Here is a 19974-nt window from a genome sequence, read left to right as displayed (position 1 = left end):
CTGGTGAGTCGCGACAGAGGCGCATGGTTATGATGCACGACAATTCGCCGGCTATCCCGTTTTGGATCATCGGTCTACTTGGGGCGATCTTTTTGATCGGGATTAGCATCTGGATGCAGCAATTCCGCACAGTTGAACTGCGTGATCAGTTTGCCCGCCAGCCTGCGCCGGCAATCGCGTTGCCAGCATTGCCGCAACTGGAATTACAGAACCTGGGGCCGGAAGCGCAGGCGGTAGCGCGCGCGCTCTGGCAGCAGATTACTACCGGTAATCCCGGTCAACCGATCGAACCGATTGCCAGCAACCAGCGACTGCGGATCGCGATTAATGCGCTTGAACCGACCGGCGACGGAATTCGAATTAAAGGAACGGTCACCAACCTTACAAACGCCGACTTGATTGTGCCGATCAGCGCGTTTGAATTGCGTGACAGCGCGGGCGAGAGCTATCGAGCGCCGGGTTCGACAATGGCAAGCCTGCCACCGGGAGGCTCGACGCCGCTCGAGTTGAGCGTACCTTTGCCGCCGGGGCGAGGGTTATTGCTGATCACCAATTTACCGCCGGATCCGCCGCTCGAACAACGGTTGCTGATCGATGTGCAGGGAACGTCGTCATGAACGCAGAGTTACGCCAACGCCTGGTCGCGGTACACGAGCAGATTGCCGCCGCTGCCGAAGCTGCCGGACGCAACCCGAACGAGATTCAATTGATCGCAGTCAGCAAGACCCATCCGGCTGAAGTGATTGCGGCAGCAGTTGCTGCCGGCGTGACCGATCTGGGTGAGAATCGGGTTCAAGAGGCCCACCAAAAGATTAGCGCATTGCAGTCGCTACACCCAAAACCGCGCTGGCATTTGATCGGTCATTTGCAGCGCAACAAGGCCAAACTGGCGGTTGAATTGTTCGATCTCATCCATTCAGTCGATAGTGTACGGCTGGCTGAAACCCTTGATCGCCACGCGCGCGAGCGGGATCGACGTTTGCCAGTTTTATTACAGGTTAACGTCAGTGGCGAAGAGAGTAAAGAAGGCTTCTGGGTGCCGGGTGGAATAGCAAATAGCGTGGCTTATAGTTCATTCCTGCGCGAGATCGAAGCCATTCTCGCCTTGCCGACGCTAGAGGTACGCGGTTTGATGACAATTGCCCCAATCGTCGCGCGCGCTGATGAAGCGCGTCCCTATTTCGCTGCCCTGCGGCAGTTGCGTGATGATCTGGCCCGTCGCTACCCACAGATCAACTGGCGCGAGCTTTCGATGGGGATGAGTGACGATCTCTCCGCAGCCATTGCTGAAGGCGCTACAATGGTGCGGATCGGGCGAGCAATTTTCGGCGAGCGGCAAATTGGGTGAAAACGGTTACTCCAAACTCCGATCGGCAAGTGGTGCAAGTACATTTATGTATGTGTGACCAGGGCAGCAGGATGTGGCACTGACAGAACAGGTGGAAATTGTACGAACATGAATCAGCTTTCAGACGATTTTACCATCCTCGCCATCGAGACCTCGTGTGACGAGACAGCGGCTGCAGTAGTACGCGGCGGGCGGACAGTGATCAGCAATGTGGTGGCATCACAGATGGCGACGCACGAGCGATATGGCGGTGTCGTCCCTGAAATTGCTTCCCGTCAGCATATTCTTAGTCTGGCGCCAGTGGTACGCGCTGCGTTGGCGGCGCTGCCACGAGGCTGGGCCGATGTGCATGCGGTTGCAGCCACTCATGGCCCCGGTTTGAGTGGCGCATTACTGACCGGCCTGAACGCGGCAAAAGCGATGGCCTGGCAACGCGGATTACCATTTGTGGCAGTGAACCATCTCGAAGCACACCTGTATGCCGGCTGGTTGGGTGATGAGCCACCGCCGCCATTTCCCCTGGTGGCGCTGCTGGTCAGCGGTGGACATACTCTGCTGACCCTGATTCGCGACCATGGACGCTACGAACTGCTGGGACAAACGCGCGATGATGCGGCGGGTGAAGCTTTCGACAAGGTAGCGCGGATTCTGGGGTTGGGGTACCCAGGAGGACCGGCGATTCAGGCCGCAGCGGCGCAGGCGACGCCGGGAGGCGTATTGCCGCGGGCCTGGCTCCGCGATAGCTACGACTTTTCGTTTAGCGGACTGAAGACGGCTGTCTTGCACCGCGTGCAAGATCGGCTGGCGCAAGCGGCCCGACTAAGCGGACGCAAAGGCGCCAACGAGCCACCACAGCTTGATGCGCCGTTTGTCGCGCAAATGGCCTATGCATTTCAGGAATCGGTCGTTGATGTGCTGGTGAGCAAAACGGTTGATGCCGCGCGCAAATACGAAGCACAGGCTATCTTACTGGCCGGCGGAGTTGCAGCGAACCGGCGCTTGCGCGAAGAGCTGATCCGACGCGCCAGCGTTCCGGTGCGAATACCGGCATTTGATCTCTGCACCGATAACGCTGCAATGGTGGCAGCAGCGGCTTTCTACCGGTTTGAGGCCGGAGTGCAACACAACTGGGACGTTGATGTAACGGCCAATCTGCCGCTTGGCGCAGGGTAGAGCTAATCAAGCAATTGCAACCAGCCCTACCTGATTTGCCATAGCCAGGATGATTATACCGACCTTATCAATTCAACGGCACTGCCAGTATCTGGTTGGCGATACGGGCAATTGCCTCGCCATAATTATGACCGGGACTGGCCCAACCGGCGCCTTGCGCGCCGAGTGGATTGTGAGCGCGCCCCAACTGTTTGATCGTTTGGGCACTCCCGCGAAAGGCGCGCGGGAATGGCCGATAGCTGAGCGCTTTGGCAATCAGCTCGCGTTGCGGTGGCGTTTCGTCCCCTTCGCGCAGCGCATAGGCCAGCAAGCGACCAATCTGAGCTGGAATGGCATCGTCAGCCCAGGTTGCGAAACTTACTCCTGCTTCCCACCGCTGACGCTGGACATTATATGCCCATCCGGTCAGATTGGCCGGCTGGTGAGGCTGCCACTGACCGGTCACGCCGATTCCGGCGGGATTGCGCTGAGGTCGCTGGCTCCAGAAACTGGTTAGATTGCCGGTTTCGTGAATCATTTGCGCCACGGCAAGCACCGGATCAACTCCCACCGGCAGACAAATACGGACATACGCCGGAATGATAACATCGGCTATATCCTTTTCAGTATATTCACCGTGTGGACGCGAGAGCATGTAGCGACTCATCTGATCCATCGCGGCGGTTTGCGGTCCCAGAATTGGGCTATCGGCGGTATACATCACTGCCATACTCCTTCACGTCCGCATGATTGTCGGCGCATAATCAACCCGTGGATGATAGATAGACTGCAAGGTATTCACAAACACCTGCTTGATCTGCCCCAATTCGCGCATCGTCAGCGGCGCGTCGCTCAATTCACCCTCGCGCACCCGGGCATCGAGAATCGACTGCACCAATTCATCAAGAGTGACAGCGCCATTGACGGATCGTTCCATCATATCGTTATTGCGTTTCGCGATTAACTTGCCGTGTTGGGCCTTGGAGCGCACGGTTGCCTCAACCGAGTCGGCCAGCATCAGAATTGCCTGTTCACGGGTTTGCGGACGTGGGCCGGGGTAGCGAAAATCGCGTTCATCAACGTGATCGTAACGCTGGAGAGCCTGCTGGTAAAAGTGTCGCACCAGGCCGGTTCCGTGATGGGTAGCGATGAAATCGATGATCTGTTCGGGCAGACCGGCAGCGCGCGCCATTTTGACACCCTCGCGCACGTGGTCGATGATGATCTGCGCGCTAACGTAGGGATCGAGATCATCGTGGACATTTTCGCGTCCCATCTGGTTATCGGTAAAAAACGCGGGCCGAATCGTCTTGCCGATGTCATGGTAGTAAGCTGCCACACGCAACAAGAGCGCATCGGCGCCGATTGCTTCAGCCGCCGCTTCAGCCAGATTACCAACAGCCACACTATGGTAGTAAGTCCCTGGCGCTTCACGGATCAGCTTCCGCAACAACGGGCGTGACGGATGTGCCAGCTCCATCAACTGCAACACCGTTACCTGTCCGGCCATCCGCCCCACAACATTGAACAGACCGAGCGAAAGGATGCCAGTCAGGCCACCGCTGATCAGCGCATTAAGGATCGTGGTAACCATCCAGCCACCAAAACCAGAGAGGGTAAAGATGGCTTGCTGGCTCAGCCAGAAGGTAGTCTCGAGTGCGACAATGGTCACCGTCACTCCCAGACCGGCGATGACGAACGAACGCAACCGTTCAGCGGAACGCACCAGCAAAATCGCGCTCACACAACTGGCAAAGAGGGTCACGGTCAGCGTAAGGTCATTGCCCTCCATAACGCCAAGCGCGAGCGCCGCCAGCAGGCTCACCGCAAACCCGATCTGTCCGGAAAAGACAGTTGTCACCACCACCGCCAGCACTGCTAGCGGGAAGAAGATTGGACGGGCATCAATCACCAGCAACATAATCCGCGCTATTATCAGCGTGATGATGACGCAACCTACCAATACCATCAGCGATCGCGTCTGCTGCGAGAGAGCGGGTTGAAAGACACTAAGGTAGCCGAAGAGACCGGCGCTGAGTAAAGCGGCCAACAGCCCATAACCGGTTAATTCCGACCAACCGAGCGGGCGAGGCATGGCGCCGGTAGCCTGCAATTTTTCGATGTGAGCCGGGGTCACGATCTCGCCGGCGCGAATAATCATTTCACCGGCCAGCACCTTCACCTCAACCGGTTCAATCTTCGACGCCGCTTCAGCCCGACGCTCCTCAGTAGCCTGCACATCGAGCGTGCGGTTTACACGCAAAAATGCAACGATGATTGTATGGGCCAGCTCACGCTGGGGCGCATCAAGCGAGGTGGTTGCCAGCCAAAAGCTCAACCAGCGTTCGCGCAATTGTTCCAGCGCGCGCTCATCGATAGCGTAATCGTAGCGCTCAACTGAGCGATCGTACAGGCTCAAGATAGTAGTGCGCAACGACGACCAGGACTCATCGTCAAGGGAGAGAATAAGGCGAGCTTGTTCGGTGGAAAAGCGGATATCGGCACTCGGCAAGTCGCGCAACGCGGCCAATCGGCCAGCGTCATCGAGAAGTGGATCATTGCGCGCGCGCCCGATCATATCGAGTAAGTTGAAGAGATTACGACGCTGCTCGATGGGAATCTTGGGGTCGTTGAAATAGACGAGATTCTCGGAACTGTTTGCCGCCTGCTTACGCCGTTCAGCAGTCAGAACTTCACTGGTATAGATGACTTCAGCGGGCGCAGCGATGCTCAATGGGCTGGGCTGGCCGACCTGCAAACCACTGGCGCCGGGGAGACGAAAAGCCAACACCGACCAGAGCCCAGCCCACAACAACAGCGCCATCAATAGAGACCGCAACTGCATCCGGGCAAGGTTCAGCTTTCGCGGTTTGACAAACCAGCGAGCGAAACGATGGCGCGAAAGGGCTTTCATAGCAATCTTTGGACGCGAGAAGATCATGACGCGCTCAACAACTCGCGCGCAACCTGGCTCAGGAGGCGATTTTCCGCCTTGCCCTTGAAGCGTTCCAGCAAGACCGGCATAACCTTGCCCATTGCCGCCGGGCCGCTGACACCCAGCTCAGCAATGACTGCCGCCACCAGCGGGCGCAATTCTTCTGGGCCGAGCATCTTGGGCAAATACTCGCTCAACACGGCGATTTCAGCCTCTTCAGCAGCCGCCAGATCGGCCCGACCGGCTTTATGGTAGATGTCGGCGGCATCGCGACGCCGCTTAATCTCACGGGCAATGACAGCCTCTTGCTCAGATTCGCTGAGCGGCGCATGGCTGTCAATCGCAATCGCAGCTTTAGCCGCTTCAATTGCAGCCGGATCGCCGGCATGTTCAGCCTCAATCGCAGCCACAGCGGCATCAAACCGTTGCTTGGCTGCTTCAAGCTGCGCAGCTTGCAGAGCGGCGCGCGCAGCGCGGATCGCATTCACGCGCACTTTATCGCCAGCGCGCATCGCTTCTTTCAGATCGCTGGTCAATCGTTCTTGAATACTCATCATCGTCTCCTGCATAACCATAACCGGCCTGAGAACTCCAAAACGCCGGCTCATTGAACGCGCGCCTGTTACGCGACCACAGCTTTGATGCCAGCTATCATTACAATATCACCCGGCGCGGATAGACGCGCGCTTTCTCGGCGCTGATAATCGCTCGAATCTGACCAACCGCCTCATCGAGGCGATCGGCATGATTGATAACCACATAATCGAAATTAGGCAATTGCGCCAACTCATCAGCTACCATCGCCAGACGACGCTCAACCTCGTCTGGCGACTCGGTGCGGCGCAACAACAGGCGATGGCGCAATTCATCTAGCGATGCCGGGGCGAGAAAGATAAACACTGCTTCGGGAGCGAGACGTTTGATCGTGGCTGCGCCATCCACATTAATCCGCAAAATCACATCACGCCCGCTCGCCATGGCCTGCCGAATCTCAAATTTGGGAATACCTTTATACTGACCGTACACCTCGGCCCACTCGATCAGCTCATCATTGTCGATCATTTCGCGAAAGCGCTCGGTGGTCACAAAATGGTAATCCACTCCGTCGATCTCACCCGGTCGCCGCGGTCGGCTATTAGCTGTCACGACGAAGTGAAAGGGAAAACCCAATTCGCGCATCCGCATCAACACCGAGTCTTTACCGACTCCGGATGGCCCTGAGATGACGACAAGTAGTGGTTGTGGCGGTCGCCCTTGCAATATCGGATTGAGAAGCTGTTCCATGCCTGCGCCCATCTTGTGGTATGCTGCTAGCAGTATTTTTTTACAGCTTGCGGTTCAAAGATGTACTTTGACGCTCTGACGCTTACTGCCGTTGTGGAAGAATTGCGCGCAACGGTGCTCTCAGGTCGGATCCAACGTGTCGTCCTGGTTGGCCCACTCGCCATTGGGTTAGAGGTTTACGCCCATAGCCAGCGCCACTATCTGTTTGCTTCAGCCGACCCTCAGGCAGCGCGGATTCATCTGGTTAATCAGCGCCTGACGCGCGGTGTTGATGGCGAACCGCCCTTTTTACTCTTGTTGCGTAAGTATGTATTGGGCGGTCGTATCGTGAATATTGAACAACCACCCTACGAGCGGGTCGTTTTGTTCAGTATAACGAAAGCAGCGGAGTCGCGCAAACGGTCAGTCAACACCGACGAAATAACAATCGACGATCTGGATGATGATGAGACGGATCAGGTCGAGGAATGGTTGCACTGCGACCTGATTATCGAGCCACAGGATCGGCGCAGCAATATCATCCTGGTTGACGACAACAATCTCATTCTTGACGCGATCAAGCGGGTGACGCCGCGGATGAGCAGCCGCGTCATTCTACCGCGACGCGCCTATGAGCTGCCGCCGGCGCCACCCAAACGCGACCCGCTACGCGCCACAGCCGCCGACATTGAAGCGGCGCTAGGGCATGGCGATCCGGTCAAGGCGCTGGTCGCAGCTTATCGGGGCATCTCGCCACAGACCGCGCGCGAGGTATTGATGCGCGCCTGTGGCGCCGTGCCAAAGAGCGGCCAGGGCTTGCCGGCCTACACGATTGCCGCCCGTTTGCGCGAGATTGTGGCCGAACCGCCTGCGCCACATCTGGCAAGCGACGAGAACGGCCCTATCGCCTATGCTCCCTACCGACCGCTTCACCTGCCTGGCGCAGCGCCTGTCACGAGCATGAGCGCAGCGTTAGATGCCTTTTACGCCACTCGTCAGCCACCATCAGGACGCGATCAGCGACGGGCCGATCTGGCAGCGCAATTGCAAAACAGTCGCGAACATCTCGCGCGCCAACGCGAGCAGATTGCCGCCGAGCTGGCGCGGGTCAACGAACTCGACCGCTTGCGCTGGGAAGGGGAGATGATCTTTGCTTTCCTGCACCAGATTCCACGCGGCGCTACCGAACTGATCGTGGAAGGTGAACGGATCGCGCTCGATCCGGGCCGCTCGCCAATCGAGCAAGCCCAAGAGCGCTTTAAGGCGTATGAAAAAGCCAAAAGTGCCCGTTCCATCCTGCCGGAACGATTGGCCGAAACGGAGACCCGGCTGGCCGGGATTGATCAACTCCTGGCACTACTGGCTGTCGCTGATGATACCACTCAGATCGATCTGATTGCCGCCGAAGCGGAAGAGGCGGGCTACCTGCGCCCATCAACCGGTCGGCGACGCCTGCAACGCGCCCGCCCATTGCAGATACGCTCAAGCGAGGGCCTGCCAATATACGTTGGTCGCACTGCGCGCCAAAATGAAGAGGTCACGTTTCGCCTGGCCCGACCCACCGATCTCTGGCTGCATGCGCGCAACATTCACGGCGCACATGTCATTATTCGAGCCGATAATCCGCCTGAACGCACGATCGCAGAAGCAGCGGCGCTGGCTGCCTATTACAGTCAGGCCCGTCATGATGCAGCAGTCGAAGTAGACATCTGTCGCCGCCGCGCCGTGCGCAAGATACCCGGTGGGCCGGTTGGACTGGTCAGCTATCACCCTGAGCGCACAGTACGAGCGCGGCCACAACTTTGCGGTGAAGTGGTACAAAAGTGGTAGACGCCATCGGGCTGGTTATAGTAATCTGAATACAAACAACCATGGTAAAGGTTCCTCTCTGTCAAAGGTCAGGAAGGAGACGTTTGTGCCGTACATTATTGCTGAGCCGTGTATTGGAACCAAAGACGCCTCATGCGTAGCGGTTTGCCCGGTCGATTGCATCTACGAGGGCGAGGATCAATACTACATCAACCCAGACGAGTGCATCGACTGTGGCGCGTGCGAGCCGGAGTGTCCGGTCGAGGCAATCTTCGCCGACGACTCGGTGCCGGAGCAGTGGCGCAGCTACATCGAGAAGAATCGCAAGTTCTTTGGAGCGTAATCAAACAATGCGCGGGCAAGAGATTCATCTTGCCCGCCATTCTTATCGCAACCGAAAAACCCGCAGCAGCCAGGAGCACTGCATGTCGCGATCAAAACCAACCTCAACCGGCGCCAGTTTGCTCGATGCGCTGCGCATCCCGTTACCGGGTCTAAGAGCCAAACAACCACCTATGATACCCGACAACCGACCGGACTGGCAGCGCCAGCTTCAAGCCGTGATCGAAGTGCAACTGGCACGTTTCCCGTTTCTAATCCAGCTCCGGGCAACGTGGCGATTGCTGCGCGAAGAACGGCATGACTGGCCGTGGTTGTTGCCATTATTGGCCGTTATCTTCGCGCGTACCTATCGGCGTGAACGGCAACGACTACGGCAACAGTGATCACTCCTCGTCGCTGATCCATTCGGGATCGGCGACCAGATCAAAGCGCGGAATAATCGCAGTGAAGAAGGTATTTTCCAGCGTCCGGAAGTAGTATTCGCCCTCCATCCAGCCCCGGGATGATTTGAGCACACAAAAGCTCTGATACTCATGCACGTCACCGTGGTGTAAGATCGGCTGCAATCCCACCACTCCGTCCCCGACTACCTCGAGTTCCTCGCCGATTGAGTCGTAAATCGTCCAGCGTCGGCTCATCAACTGAGCGGTACGGCGCCCGATATTCTCGATCCGAACCTCATACGCGAACACAAAGCGTTGCAGCGGTGGAAATGAGTGGCCCGGCAGATACTGCGGGCGCACACTGATTCGCATTCCCTCACTGAGACGGTAATAGAAGGGGCGTCGCATAGGATGATCCCGGTGCATAAATGACCGCAGCGCGCGATTACGCTATGAAAGTGTACCACAATCGGCGCGGTACGCGACGACAATGCCCATCAAATCAGGAGATAGTCGCGGCAGGGATAACGATCCCACAGCTCCATTCCTGCCAGCATTGACTGCGCGCTCGATTTGTCGGCGTTGTATAGGCAGGCAAGGGCAATGAACTGCACTGCCCTTGCCGAAACGATGATGGAAGTCGGAGCGGCATGGATTGCCGGGGTGTCAATTTGCCGGCCTCCAATACTGCGCCTACTTCAAATAGGTACGGAACCAGCTAATCTGCTCTTGCGCTGCGTAGAGCTGGTTTTCCGGCAGCCCTAACCCATGCCCTTCGAAGATGAAACGTACCATCCGGGCCGGCACACCCCGATTGACCAGTTGCAGATGGAAGTTTTCGTTCTGGACGATAGGCAGGAAGTCTTCGGTGCCGTGGAAGGTAAGCACTGCCGCCTTGACCTTGTCAGCAGCATAACTTGGCGAGTCATTCACGTACTCATTGAACGCCTTGTAGGGTGGCAACCCTTCGAGATAGGGCGGGAGGATAACCACGCCGAGCGTCCACTCGCTGATCACGTCGATAAATGCGCACTGCGGGTTGGCTGCCGCGTAGAGATCGGGATAACGCGCGATGCTTTGCAACACGAAATAGCCGCCATACGAACAACCGGTAATCCCCACCTTGCCGGCGCTTGTCCAGCCACGAGCAATCGCCTGCCGCACAATCTCGGCCTGCTCGTCAATATCGATCTGACCGAAATTAGCATTATCAACCAGTGAATTATATACTGCCGGCGTATAGCCATGACGACCGGCAACCGGCGTAATCAGGAGCGCAAAGCCGAACGAGGGCAAGAGCGCATATGGATTTTCGACATTGGCAGCCCACTGATTCAGCATCGGCACATTTGGTCCACCCTCTTGCCAGACGATCAGCGGCACATTTTTGGGCGGGAAGGGAGCATCAGCCGATTGGATCAGCGTCCCAACGCGCACCTGACCGTTGCGGAGCGTGAATCTTACCGGATCCTGGCGCAGATTGGCCTCGATACGCAATTCCTCATTTTGCCACGTCAACCGATAAAGCGCGCTGCCATCCCAACGCAGGCGGTAGATGTCAGGTGGATCGGTGTAAGAGGTATAGGTAAAGACGATCTGGCGCGCGCTGCTACTGGTAGCAACAACGTTAAAATATGAACCAGCGCGGTCGGCCAGATTGCGCAATTCACCCGACACGCGATTGTAGTAGTAGGGATGGCGATCATTGCCGGTAAAACCGCGCAGAATCATTTCATCAGGGCTAACAAAATCGGCAATGCTCGCGAAGAGAACATCACCACCCGACAGCATCGGATGCTCGAAAGTGCCGGTCTGGCGAAACTGACCATCACTATCGCGGTCGTAGAAGCGAAAACTGGTGCGGCTGGCAAAGCGCGGATTGTAGACGGGATGCGCCCGGCCTTTGAGATAGGCCGGATGGTGAGCTTTGATCAGGAGCGACTGTCCACCAGGCGCCCAATCGTGCGCTTCGAGAATTGGCGCGCCAGCGGCGGTATCGGGGCGAATAACCTGGGTTTGCCCGCTGGCAACATCGATCACGTAGGTATTGTTATTCTGGATGAACGGATTCTGGCGCGGTGGCAAATTGCCACTGGCATCGCGATAGATCTCTTCTGAGAAGAGCGCCCCGAAATAGGCGGCGCGCCCCTCAGCATCGGGCACGCCATAGAATGAGATTGCCAGTTGGGACGAATCGGCAGTCCAGGTATCGTTGAGCAAGGCAGAAGCGTAAGGAATACTGGTGATATAACGCTCTGCACCTGTAGTTACATCGTAGAGAAAGAGGTCATACGGCGCGCGTGTTGCCTCAACTGTAGCGCCATCGGTCTGCTCTTGAAAGAGGAAGCGGGCCAGCAGATCGGCATGGCTTTGCCGGAAGCGATCAACCCGCGCTTGAACCCGCGCCGGCAGCTCGATCCGATTGGCGCGAGCCGCGATCGGCGCCGGCAACCCAAAGGTATAACGTTTGGTGAATGGCGTCACGCTGCCCACTGCCACTTCATCCTCAGCTTCCGGCGGCTCACGCACAATCAGCCAGGTGGTCAGACTGGGCGAGATCGAGACGATGCCGATATTTTCGTCAGGAATGCCAACCGGAAACCCGCTTATCTCGCCAGTAAAACGGTCAATCAACAGCGCAACCAGCGCATCTTGCAGGCCGGTGGCGAAAAAGTTGATCGCCAGCACGCCAAGGGTGCGGTCATCTTGCCAGCTAAAGCTCCCCACTCCGAGGAAGGGAAGAGGGACAACGACATCGAACACGGACGCATCGACCGGCACGGTATCACCGGTTTCGATAGAGAGGAAAGCGAAACCTTCCCTGGAGCTGATGAATACCGCTGCATCGTCCGGGCTCATTTCGCTGATTGCAAGCGGTGAAGAAGCGCCATTTTGCAATCGGTCGATCCGCTCAATCTCTTCGTCACTGAGGAGATTGGGAGGCAAATCCGCTTCATCACCAAACTGATCCACATTGACGATATTATTCCGAACGGGCGCCGCTGCTGTCGGTGCCACCAAACCCACGATCGCGACCAGCACACCGATCCACCATAACTGGCGGGAGAGTCGCATAAAAATCCTCCTTGCTTTAGACGAAAGGCTGTTGAAGCCCGCGTTGATTTATGATAGCAGATAGAAATGCAGAATGGTATACTACAACTCAGCATATTACTTCATTTGCCATTGTTCTGGTATGCATCTGGATGTGATCACTGGCATTGTCAGATCAGACATTGCAACCGGTGATCAGATTGCACTTCTATGACCTGTAGTGAAGCGCGCGCCTTGATTGCCGCAGGCATTCGGCCAGGTTCCCGATCGACAACAGAACTGCGGTTGCGCGATCATTTAGCCCAGTGCCCGCGGTGCCGCGCGCTGGCAGAAGCGTCAGATCGGGCACTGTTAGCTGCTCTGCTGGCGAAGCCGCTGCCGGCCCGATCACCGCAACGGCGGTATGGATCATATGTCCTGCTCATGCTACTGGCGCTGTTCACCGGCTGGTTGGGCTTTCAGACGGGGCGGGTGGTGCTGGCAGCGATGACTATTAAGCAGAATGTCGCCGCAATGCAGTTGCCTTCACCATCGCTCGCTACGCCGCCAACGATTGCGACAATCCTGCCTTCGCCGCCAACCACAGAGCCACCAACTCAGCAGCCATCGCCTTCACCGGCTTTACCCCCTGCTGATTCCACCGTCATCAGCGCCGCAAGTCCGGCACTGCCTTCACCTACCCCGGCAACGCTCGCAGTGTCTGTTGCGGCATCGTCCACTCCGATCCGATTGCCGGCTATTGATGGCCGAGCGCCGGTACCAACCCTGATACCGACGGTTGGCGCGCGTCTGCCAGACGATAACGATGTCATTCACATGTTGTTGCTGGGCAGTGATCGGCGACCTGGCGAGAGTTGGGCCACTCGCGCTGACGCGATCATGCTGATACGGATCGAACCAGGAAGGCAGCGAGTAGCGTTGCTCTCGCTGCCACGCGATCTCATTGTTGAAATTCCCGGCTACGGGTATGGGCGGATCAATAGCGCAACAGTCTACGGTGAAATGAACCCGGCCATCGGCGGCGCGGAGCTAGCGCGGCGAACGGTCAGCACGCTATTGGGGCTGCGGATCGATCATATCGTGTGGGTCGATTTTACCGGTTTTACCGCTGCGGTTGACGCTATCGGTGGGATCGAGATTGAACTCGAACAGGCAATTTACGACCCGGCCTACCCAACAATGGATTACGGTTACACTACGGTCTACTTTCCGGCAGGCAAACAGTGGCTCAACGGCGAACAGGCCTTGATTTTGAGCCGCACGCGCCACGCCGATAGCGCGTATGCGCGCGAAGCGCGCCAGCAGATGATCATCCTGGCGATTGCCCGTCGTATCCGCGAACATGATCCGGTGCGGCAGATCGAGCTGGCCGCGCACGTGACCACTGCGCTCCGCCCCCACATTCGCACAGACCTGAGCGCCGATGATCTGCTCGGGCTGGCGTGGTCATTGCGCGATGTGAACCTGAGCTCCATCGAGCGATTTGCCCTGGGGCCTGACGGGGTTTACGAAGGATTAAACGAAGCCGACCCCTATGCCTTGACACCACGCCCCGGCGCGGTAGCAGCGCTGGTGCAGGCGTTTATCAATGGACGGTAGTGCCACATCGCTACGATACATCATCGCAACTGACGACAATCACCAGACTTCCGGTCTGAACCGAATCGAGCATTCTCTAAGAGGAGATCAATCAATATGCGTGCCGCCACCGGCCAGGGCCTGTGAAATACTGGCCGGAACGCGGGCGTCGGCCAGAATAACCCGCTGCACGCCACCAGCCAGGGCCTCCTGAGCGCCAAGCAATTTCTTCTTCATGCGCCCGGCGGCGTAATCGAGATACGATTCAAGGTCGGCGCGGGGGATGTGGCTGATCAGTGACGCCTCATCAGGAAAGTTGCGCAGCAAGCCGGGCACGTTTGACAGCAACACCAACGTCTGAGCGCCCAGCGCGGCAGCAATCGCCGCGGCGGCGCGGTCGCCATCGACATTAACCGCTTCACCGACAGTAGAACAGGCCAGCGGCGCCACAACTGGCAGATAGCCGGCATCGAGCAACGCGCGCAACAGCGACACATTGACCCGATCGATGGTGCCAGTCCAGTCATCACGCAAGATCATTTGGCGACCTTGTTCGATCACTCTGATGGTTGATTTTCGCTTTCCTTCCAGCAATCGCCCATCGATACCGCTCAAGCCAAGCGCCATGACACCGCGCATTTGCAACCGTTCGACCAGTTGTTTGTTGATCAGACCGGCGGTTGCCATCATAAAGATTTCGAGCGAGCGGCGGTCGGTATAGCGGCTGGTGTGGCCTCCCGGCGAGGTAACGAAACGAGGCGGATGGCCAAGCGCCTCGGCCAGACGGTTAGTCTGATCCGATCCGCCATGCACAAGCACCATTCGCTCGCCGGCCTGCCAGCGCCCGGCAATATCGTCACAGAGCGCGTCGTAGTCGTTGCCGGCGCTGCCGCCTACCTTTACCACTAGCATAGCTGTGCTCCTTTGACTGATTTCTCACCAATTTCTCTAACAACGATTGCAATTTTGCTGATATGATCCGAATAGCCTGTTTAACATTGCGCCATCGCGCTTTGCTGCGAGCATGTTTGCAAAGGAATGTCATTAGAAGCAATGAGACAGTCACTCGCCATTATTTTACTCCACTTATTCATAGTGTCCGCCTGCGCGTCGGCCCCCGACCTGCAACCGGCTGAAGCTTTGCTACCGACGGCCACCACAGCGCCATCCACGCCTCCGGAACCGTTACCCTCGCCAACGTACCAACCATCACCGACAGCATCACCGGCCCGCGTCGCTCAAGCTGCGCTACCGGTGAGCGATGTCGTTGCCGAACCGGCTCTTCCATCACCAACTCCGACACCAATGACGGTTCCCGGCATCATTCCGACACCGACACCGCGCTTGCCAGGCACACCGCCGCGGGTAGGCTTGCAGATCGGACATCTGCGCTCAAATGAGTTGCCCGATGAACAGGCGCATCTCCGCACATCAACAGGGGCGCGTTGGAACGGGATTACCGAGGCGCAGGTCAATGAGGCGATAGCAGTGCGAGTTCGCGACATTTTGACAGCGGCTGGAGTGGAAGTTGATCTGCTACCGGCAACCGTTCCCCCTTCGTATGATGCCGATGCGTTCGTGGCGATTCACGCTGACGGTTCGGTAGAAGGGGCGCGGGGGTGGAAGATTGCCACGCCGTGGCGGACTTCGGCGGCGAGTCGGATGTTGCTGGAGGCAGTGGCATCAACTTACGGCGTCATCACGGGTCTGCCAGAGGATCGCAATGGAATCACGATTAATATGCGCGGGTATTACGTCTTCAACTATCGGCGTCACACCCACGCTATCGCGCGCACCACACCGGCAATCATTGTCGAAACCGGCTTTTTAACCAATGCGGCTGACCGTGAGATTATTGTGGCGCGGCCCGATCTGGCAGCGCGAGGAATTGCCGAGGGGATTTTAAAATATCTGAACCAGCGCGATCCCAATGATGGCGCAGCGTTGTTGCCCCCCGAATGGCCGATCCTTTACACCCGGGTCGAAACTGTAGTGCGGGCCGGACCATCAGACACAGCGCGCGCATTGGCCAATGCGCCAGCCGATAGTCGGGTCTTTGTGTTCAATCAGCAGGATGATTGGTATGAAGCCATGGTGCGGGTTGGCGACAAACGATTTATCGGTTGGGTACGGGCTGACCAGACAAGACCGGCCACCCCGGAAGAAACCCCATCAGCGCAACCTGCTGAACCGCCGGCCACCAATCCGTAAGGCGAACCGTTCAGCGTTGCAGTAACGGCAAATCAATTCGATAGAGTGGTTGCGCGGTAACCGGTGTGAGTGGATCGCCGAGCAAAAGGAACGCGCGCAGCGTCTCTGGCGCTGCGCCACTGAGGGCAAGGGAACGGTAGCCGGCATGGGTCAGCTCGCCAAGCAACGGTCGCCGCGAACCGGCTGCCCACAAGGCTTCGACAAAGCCGAGAAGCAGTTGGCGATGACCGTAAGCGACGCCAAAACCGCTTGAACTCCAGGTAGCAATCGCGCCGCCGGCTGGATTGAGCAGCAGCGCTTCGTCAATGGTTGTGCCGCGGAAAGAGGGGGTCTGAAATGCGCCAGTCAGACACGTCATACTGAGCACAACCGGCAGCGCCGGGGCATTTCGCAGATCGGTAGCATCATCAACGTTGAGCAGGAATGGTTCGCTCACGTTGGCGTCGGTAAAGGCCCATTGGAACTGAAGACCGTGACCGGCGTAGACCAGCAAACCGGCGCCCTGCTGAAACGTGGCGATAACCTGTTGACGCGCGCTCACTGCATTGGCGATGCGACCAGGAGGCCCTGCCGGATCGTAGTAGACGCGGGTAGTGTCGGTGTTGGCCGGCTGGCGGGCAATGGCTTGATCGAGCAGAGCGGCAAAATCGCCACTTGCATCGGGATTATCGGCAAGATACATCGCGTGGCGTTGCCAGATTGCGCCATTATTGCGCTCGTAAGCCAGCAGCTTCGCCACCAGATCGCGCAATTCGGATGGCGACTTCACCGGTAATCGACCCAGCCACAGGTCGGGCAGAAAGAGCGTTTCGGCGAGCGGATCATCGCCATCGAGTTGAACAAAACAGTTCTCGCAGGCGGTTTCACCCAACCAGGGATCCACCACTGCCAGATAAGGGGGAATGAAGGTTGGCCAACCACGACCCAGATAATCACGTGGATCTGAACTGCCATCACCGACCAGAATGACTGCTGCCGGAGCCGGTGACCACGTTGCGATGGCATAGCGCAGAAACGAGCGGATCGCGCCTGGATCGGGTTCGCCACCACTCCATCCGGCGTAAATGTCTTCAACTGCGATTGCTACTGCCGGCCAACCCTGGCTCTGGCGATGCGCAAGCAGTGGTGTCAGTTCGCCAAGAAATGCGCGCGGCGCGATGTAGACGGCGCGCGCATTGCGCGGAGTCGCCAGATCAACCGGCTGATAGCGCGTAACCACTGGCGTATGCAGAGTATCGGTACCGGTTACAAGGTATCGACGCGGCGTGGCAACATCGTCGGTGAAAGCAGTGCCGCTGAACACGAGCCGAACTGGCTGGTTGGGATTACTCACATCGTACACTGTGACATCGGCAGGCGCGCCAGTCAGTGGATAAGAGTACCGTCCAGCTTGACCGATGAAGATCGCGCCGCGATTGGAAAAGGCGGGAATGGCGGGAGCGTTAAACATCACTCGATCAAGATACACGCGGTCAACAACCGTCACCGGATCGAGAGTCACCGTTAACACCGGAGCAGGCATCGGTAGAGTCAGTGTCGGACGATACATACCGGCGCCACTCCACTCGATCAGCGCACTCCAGCCACTATCAGCCTGGATCCGGAGCCGATGAGCGCCACTATGTTTCTCCAGGGTCGCCAGTTCCAGGGTAACTGTCATCGAACCGCTAGCAGCGAATGGCAGCGTGGAAGACAACGCAATCGTGGTCGTTACCGGAGCGCCCGCTGCCGCATCGAGCTGACGGCTGAAGAAGTGATCACCATCAAAACCGGACAGCGTCGATTCGTAGATGCCAGGCGGGATGAGCGACCCGGCTCCCTCAACCCGGATATTTCCCGTCACGTCGCCAGCTTGGGGTTGGGCCGAGCGGGTAGACATCACGGCAGCGCTGCCGGTTGGCTCGACCGTTAACCAGTAGCGGTCAATTGCCGACCAGCGATCACCGGGTGATGGAGCGTAGAAGCGAATCGCTGTTACGGTCGAGCCGGCAATGATCGGTTCAATCAGCACAACCTGATCATGGCGTTGCAGACGTAGCCGAGCAGGATCGATATCATTCAGATCCAGCCCAACAGCGCGCAGCATATCGGCACTGATATGCTGAATTCCCTCAGCGGACACATCGATTATCCACGCCTCACGCGCAGCCAATGGATGCGGCGCAGGGACACTGCTCAGGCCAGGAGAATCAGTCAGTGGCAGCGGTTCCAGTGAAGCATTGGCAATGCGGGCAACCAGACGCAATGTCAGTCGTGGTTCACCATCCTTCAGGAACCATGGCGACAATTCATACAAGGCTATACGAGCGCCACGTTGCCACCCCTCACTTACAAGTCGCAACGGCGCCGGCGGCGGGTCTGGAGTAAATTCGGGCAATGGCGGGCGAAGTTCACCTGCCAGATTCATTGCCGGCAATTCTGACAGCGCGGGTGATGTGGCTAACGCCTGATCATCGAGCGCGCGGATTTCGGGCCTGGCCGTTGCCCCTGGGGCAAGGTACAAGGCAAACCGTTGCGCCGCAAACGAACCATGCCACTGCCAGCGCACTTCCACCCCGTCAGAGAGGGGTATCAGCGTGAGAGCAGACTCTGGCTGCGCTAGCGACGCTGGCGCAGCCGTGATGAGCAGAGCGGCACATGCAGTTATGATAAGCAGGAGTCGCCGCATACAACAATGTCACTCAGCGATGCGAGCGGCGGTACAGTAAACCGCCCAATCCAATCGCAATGATGGCCAGCCCGATAAGAACGAACAAAGGTCGCGCTGAATCGCCTGCGGTTTGAGGCATAATAGAAGGTCGCGCTGAATCGCCTGCGGTTTCAGGTGAAACAGTTGGCAGCACGGCTCGCAATTCCGACCTGCCAGTGTTGTTATCGGTAGTAATTTCGGTGTTACTCGACCGCACGGTAGCCGTATTTGCGCCATTAGGCTCAGCCGTGACAACCGCAGCTACCTGCACGACAATCATCTCACCGGGAGCGAGCGCCGCAGCCCTTGCCGTCACCTGGTTACCGGTAATTTCTACCTCACCGGCTGTAGTGGTTGCGCCGGCAACGGTGAGAAATGCGGGCAGATCATCGATGAGCACCACATCGCTGGCAGGCGCATAGCCGGTGTTGCTGATCACCAGGGTGTAAACGACTCGGTCACCGACTTGCGCTACCGCCGGATCAACCGATTTTGCCAGAACCAGATCCGGCAATGTTGGTTGGAGGATTGAACTGCTTGTGTTGTTATCGGTAGTGATTTCGGTGTCGGTGCTACGCGCTATTGCCACATTTGTATTGTTGGGCGGTAGCGGAAGAGCCACTACTTCAGCCTGAATGGTGACAGTCACCGTCTCGCCGACATTAAGCAACGGCAGGCTTACGCTTACCGCTGAGCCGTTGATCTGCACAACACCGCTGGAGGCTTGAGTATCGATCAGTTGCAGGAAGGACGGCAACTGATCGGCAATCGTTACATTTAAGGCCGGCGCACCGCCTGCATTGGTAAGCGTGAGGGTATACACCACCTGATCGCCGACTTGAGCAACCTCAGGCGCCACCGATTTGGTCAACACCAGATCGGGAATGATACCCGGCGCATTCGGTGGAAGCTGGGGGGTCGGCGTTGCCGTGGCGATTGGTGTGCTCGTTGGTACCACTGGTGTCACCGTGCCCGTCGGCCCCACTGGTGTCACCGTGCCCGTCGGCCCTACCGCCGTCGCCGTACCCGTCGGCCCCACTGCCGTCGCTGTGTTTGTCGGCCCTACCGCCGTCGCCGTGCCCGTCGGCCCTACCGCCGTCGCCGTGCCCGTCGGCCCTACCGCCGTCGCCGTACCCGTCGGCCCTACCGCCGTCGCTGTGTTTGTCGGCCCTACCGCCGTCGCCGTGCCCGTCGGCCCTACCGCCGTCGC

General features: G+C 58.0%; 17 protein-coding genes. 8 read left to right on the top strand and 9 right to left on the bottom strand.

What is annotated here, in order from left to right; all coding sequences use genetic code 11:
• Positions 1 to 29 precede the first annotated feature (29 nt).
• From Q0650_RS15045 to tsaD, 3 genes are all read left to right on the top strand, one after another.
• Positions 30 to 617, top strand: coding sequence for a hypothetical protein (locus Q0650_RS15045; protein WP_298820392.1), 588 nt, complete (start codon positions 30 to 32; stop codon positions 615 to 617).
• Positions 614 to 1348 carry a YggS family pyridoxal phosphate-dependent enzyme gene (locus Q0650_RS15040; protein WP_298820390.1) on the top strand — a complete coding sequence of 245 codons (735 nt, stop codon included), beginning with the start codon at positions 614 to 616 and terminating at the stop codon, positions 1346 to 1348. Before Q0650_RS15045 ends, Q0650_RS15040 begins: the two co-directional genes overlap by 4 nt.
• A gap of 108 nt (positions 1349 to 1456) precedes the next feature.
• A complete protein-coding gene (gene tsaD, locus Q0650_RS15035; RefSeq protein ID WP_298820388.1) occupies positions 1457 to 2521 on the top strand; it encodes a tRNA (adenosine(37)-N6)-threonylcarbamoyltransferase complex transferase subunit TsaD in 1065 nt (354 codons plus the stop codon).
• A gap of 67 nt (positions 2522 to 2588) precedes the next feature.
• Here the strand turns inward: tsaD and Q0650_RS15030 are convergent, their stop codons facing one another.
• From Q0650_RS15030 to Q0650_RS15015, 4 genes are all read right to left on the bottom strand, one after another.
• Positions 2589 to 3230, bottom strand: coding sequence for a glucosaminidase domain-containing protein (locus Q0650_RS15030; RefSeq protein WP_298820386.1), 642 nt, complete (start codon positions 3228 to 3230; stop codon positions 2589 to 2591).
• Between the two features lie 6 nt (positions 3231 to 3236).
• Positions 3237 to 5414 carry an HD family phosphohydrolase gene (locus Q0650_RS15025; RefSeq protein ID WP_298820384.1) on the bottom strand — a complete coding sequence of 726 codons (2178 nt, stop codon included), beginning with the start codon at positions 5412 to 5414 and terminating at the stop codon, positions 3237 to 3239.
• Between the two features lie 23 nt (positions 5415 to 5437).
• Positions 5438 to 5992: a GatB/YqeY domain-containing protein gene (locus Q0650_RS15020; protein ID WP_298820382.1), complete on the bottom strand. Its 555-nt coding sequence runs from the start codon at positions 5990 to 5992 to the stop codon at positions 5438 to 5440.
• A 97-nt stretch (positions 5993 to 6089) separates the two neighbouring features.
• Positions 6090 to 6719, bottom strand: coding sequence for a guanylate kinase (locus tag Q0650_RS15015; protein ID WP_298820380.1), 630 nt, complete (start codon positions 6717 to 6719; stop codon positions 6090 to 6092).
• A gap of 60 nt (positions 6720 to 6779) precedes the next feature.
• On the opposite strand from Q0650_RS15015, the gene Q0650_RS15010 reads away from it, so the two are divergent.
• From Q0650_RS15010 to Q0650_RS15000, 3 genes are all read left to right on the top strand, one after another.
• Complete coding sequence (locus Q0650_RS15010) at positions 6780 to 8528, top strand: NFACT family protein (protein WP_298820378.1); 1749 nt, start codon at positions 6780 to 6782, stop codon at positions 8526 to 8528.
• A gap of 85 nt (positions 8529 to 8613) precedes the next feature.
• A complete protein-coding gene (locus Q0650_RS15005; protein WP_298820376.1) occupies positions 8614 to 8850 on the top strand; it encodes a ferredoxin in 237 nt (78 codons plus the stop codon).
• An 82-nt stretch (positions 8851 to 8932) separates the two neighbouring features.
• Positions 8933 to 9232, top strand: coding sequence for a hypothetical protein (locus Q0650_RS15000; RefSeq protein WP_298820372.1), 300 nt, complete (start codon positions 8933 to 8935; stop codon positions 9230 to 9232).
• Here Q0650_RS15000 and apaG read toward each other — a convergent pair whose 3' ends face one another.
• Together apaG and Q0650_RS14990 are read right to left on the bottom strand one after the other, a co-directional pair.
• Positions 9233 to 9640 carry a Co2+/Mg2+ efflux protein ApaG gene (gene apaG, locus Q0650_RS14995; RefSeq protein ID WP_298820371.1) on the bottom strand — a complete coding sequence of 136 codons (408 nt, stop codon included), beginning with the start codon at positions 9638 to 9640 and terminating at the stop codon, positions 9233 to 9235.
• 285 nt (positions 9641 to 9925) lie between these two features.
• Positions 9926 to 12307 carry a S9 family peptidase gene (locus Q0650_RS14990; RefSeq protein ID WP_298820369.1) on the bottom strand — a complete coding sequence of 794 codons (2382 nt, stop codon included), beginning with the start codon at positions 12305 to 12307 and terminating at the stop codon, positions 9926 to 9928.
• A gap of 189 nt (positions 12308 to 12496) precedes the next feature.
• On the opposite strand from Q0650_RS14990, the gene Q0650_RS14985 reads away from it, so the two are divergent.
• Complete coding sequence (locus Q0650_RS14985) at positions 12497 to 13885, top strand: LCP family protein (protein WP_298820367.1); 1389 nt, start codon at positions 12497 to 12499, stop codon at positions 13883 to 13885.
• Between the two features lie 87 nt (positions 13886 to 13972).
• Here Q0650_RS14985 and Q0650_RS14980 read toward each other — a convergent pair whose 3' ends face one another.
• Positions 13973 to 14776, bottom strand: a complete 804-nt coding sequence (locus tag Q0650_RS14980; protein WP_298820365.1) for a [LysW]-aminoadipate kinase — start codon at positions 14774 to 14776, stop codon at positions 13973 to 13975.
• Positions 14777 to 14917: 141 nt separating this feature from the next.
• On the opposite strand from Q0650_RS14980, the gene Q0650_RS14975 reads away from it, so the two are divergent.
• Positions 14918 to 16075 carry an N-acetylmuramoyl-L-alanine amidase gene (locus Q0650_RS14975; protein WP_298820363.1) on the top strand — a complete coding sequence of 386 codons (1158 nt, stop codon included), beginning with the start codon at positions 14918 to 14920 and terminating at the stop codon, positions 16073 to 16075.
• Positions 16076 to 16085: 10 nt separating this feature from the next.
• Here Q0650_RS14975 and Q0650_RS14970 read toward each other — a convergent pair whose 3' ends face one another.
• A complete protein-coding gene (locus Q0650_RS14970) occupies positions 16086 to 18743 on the bottom strand; it encodes a C25 family cysteine peptidase (RefSeq protein WP_298820361.1) in 2658 nt (885 codons plus the stop codon).
• A gap of 13 nt (positions 18744 to 18756) precedes the next feature.
• Positions 18757 to 19974, bottom strand: a 1218-nt coding sequence (locus tag Q0650_RS14965) for a DUF11 domain-containing protein (RefSeq protein WP_298820359.1), incomplete at its 5' end; no start/stop codon positions are given.

It is taken from the genome of uncultured Chloroflexus sp. (genome assembly GCF_937129525.1).
GTDB lineage: Bacteria > Chloroflexota > Chloroflexia > Chloroflexales > Chloroflexaceae > Chloroflexus.
This window is presented reverse-complemented; position numbering and strand designations above follow the sequence as displayed.

Excerpts from the sequence above, each read along its gene's own strand:
- Q0650_RS15045 (WP_298820392.1), top strand. The coding sequence starts at position 30 with ATGATGCACGACAATTCGCCGGCTATCCCGTTTTGGATCATCGGTCTA.
- Q0650_RS15040 (WP_298820390.1), top strand. The coding sequence starts at position 614 with ATGAACGCAGAGTTACGCCAACGCCTGGTCGCGGTACACGAGCAGATT.
- tsaD (WP_298820388.1), top strand. The coding sequence starts at position 1,457 with ATGAATCAGCTTTCAGACGATTTTACCATCCTCGCCATCGAGACCTCG.
- Q0650_RS15030 (WP_298820386.1), bottom strand. The coding sequence starts at position 3,230 with ATGGCAGTGATGTATACCGCCGATAGCCCAATTCTGGGACCGCAAACC.
- Q0650_RS15025 (WP_298820384.1), bottom strand. The coding sequence starts at position 5,414 with ATGAAAGCCCTTTCGCGCCATCGTTTCGCTCGCTGGTTTGTCAAACCG.
- Q0650_RS15020 (WP_298820382.1), bottom strand. The coding sequence starts at position 5,992 with ATGATGAGTATTCAAGAACGATTGACCAGCGATCTGAAAGAAGCGATG.
- Q0650_RS15015 (WP_298820380.1), bottom strand. The coding sequence starts at position 6,719 with ATGGAACAGCTTCTCAATCCGATATTGCAAGGGCGACCGCCACAACCA.
- Q0650_RS15010 (WP_298820378.1), top strand. The coding sequence starts at position 6,780 with ATGTACTTTGACGCTCTGACGCTTACTGCCGTTGTGGAAGAATTGCGC.
- Q0650_RS15000 (WP_298820372.1), top strand. The coding sequence starts at position 8,933 with ATGTCGCGATCAAAACCAACCTCAACCGGCGCCAGTTTGCTCGATGCG.
- apaG (WP_298820371.1), bottom strand. The coding sequence starts at position 9,640 with ATGCGACGCCCCTTCTATTACCGTCTCAGTGAGGGAATGCGAATCAGT.
- Q0650_RS14990 (WP_298820369.1), bottom strand. The coding sequence starts at position 12,307 with ATGCGACTCTCCCGCCAGTTATGGTGGATCGGTGTGCTGGTCGCGATC.
- Q0650_RS14985 (WP_298820367.1), top strand. The coding sequence starts at position 12,497 with ATGACCTGTAGTGAAGCGCGCGCCTTGATTGCCGCAGGCATTCGGCCA.
- Q0650_RS14980 (WP_298820365.1), bottom strand. The coding sequence starts at position 14,776 with ATGCTAGTGGTAAAGGTAGGCGGCAGCGCCGGCAACGACTACGACGCG.
- Q0650_RS14975 (WP_298820363.1), top strand. The coding sequence starts at position 14,918 with ATGAGACAGTCACTCGCCATTATTTTACTCCACTTATTCATAGTGTCC.
- Q0650_RS14970 (WP_298820361.1), bottom strand. The coding sequence starts at position 18,743 with ATGCGGCGACTCCTGCTTATCATAACTGCATGTGCCGCTCTGCTCATC.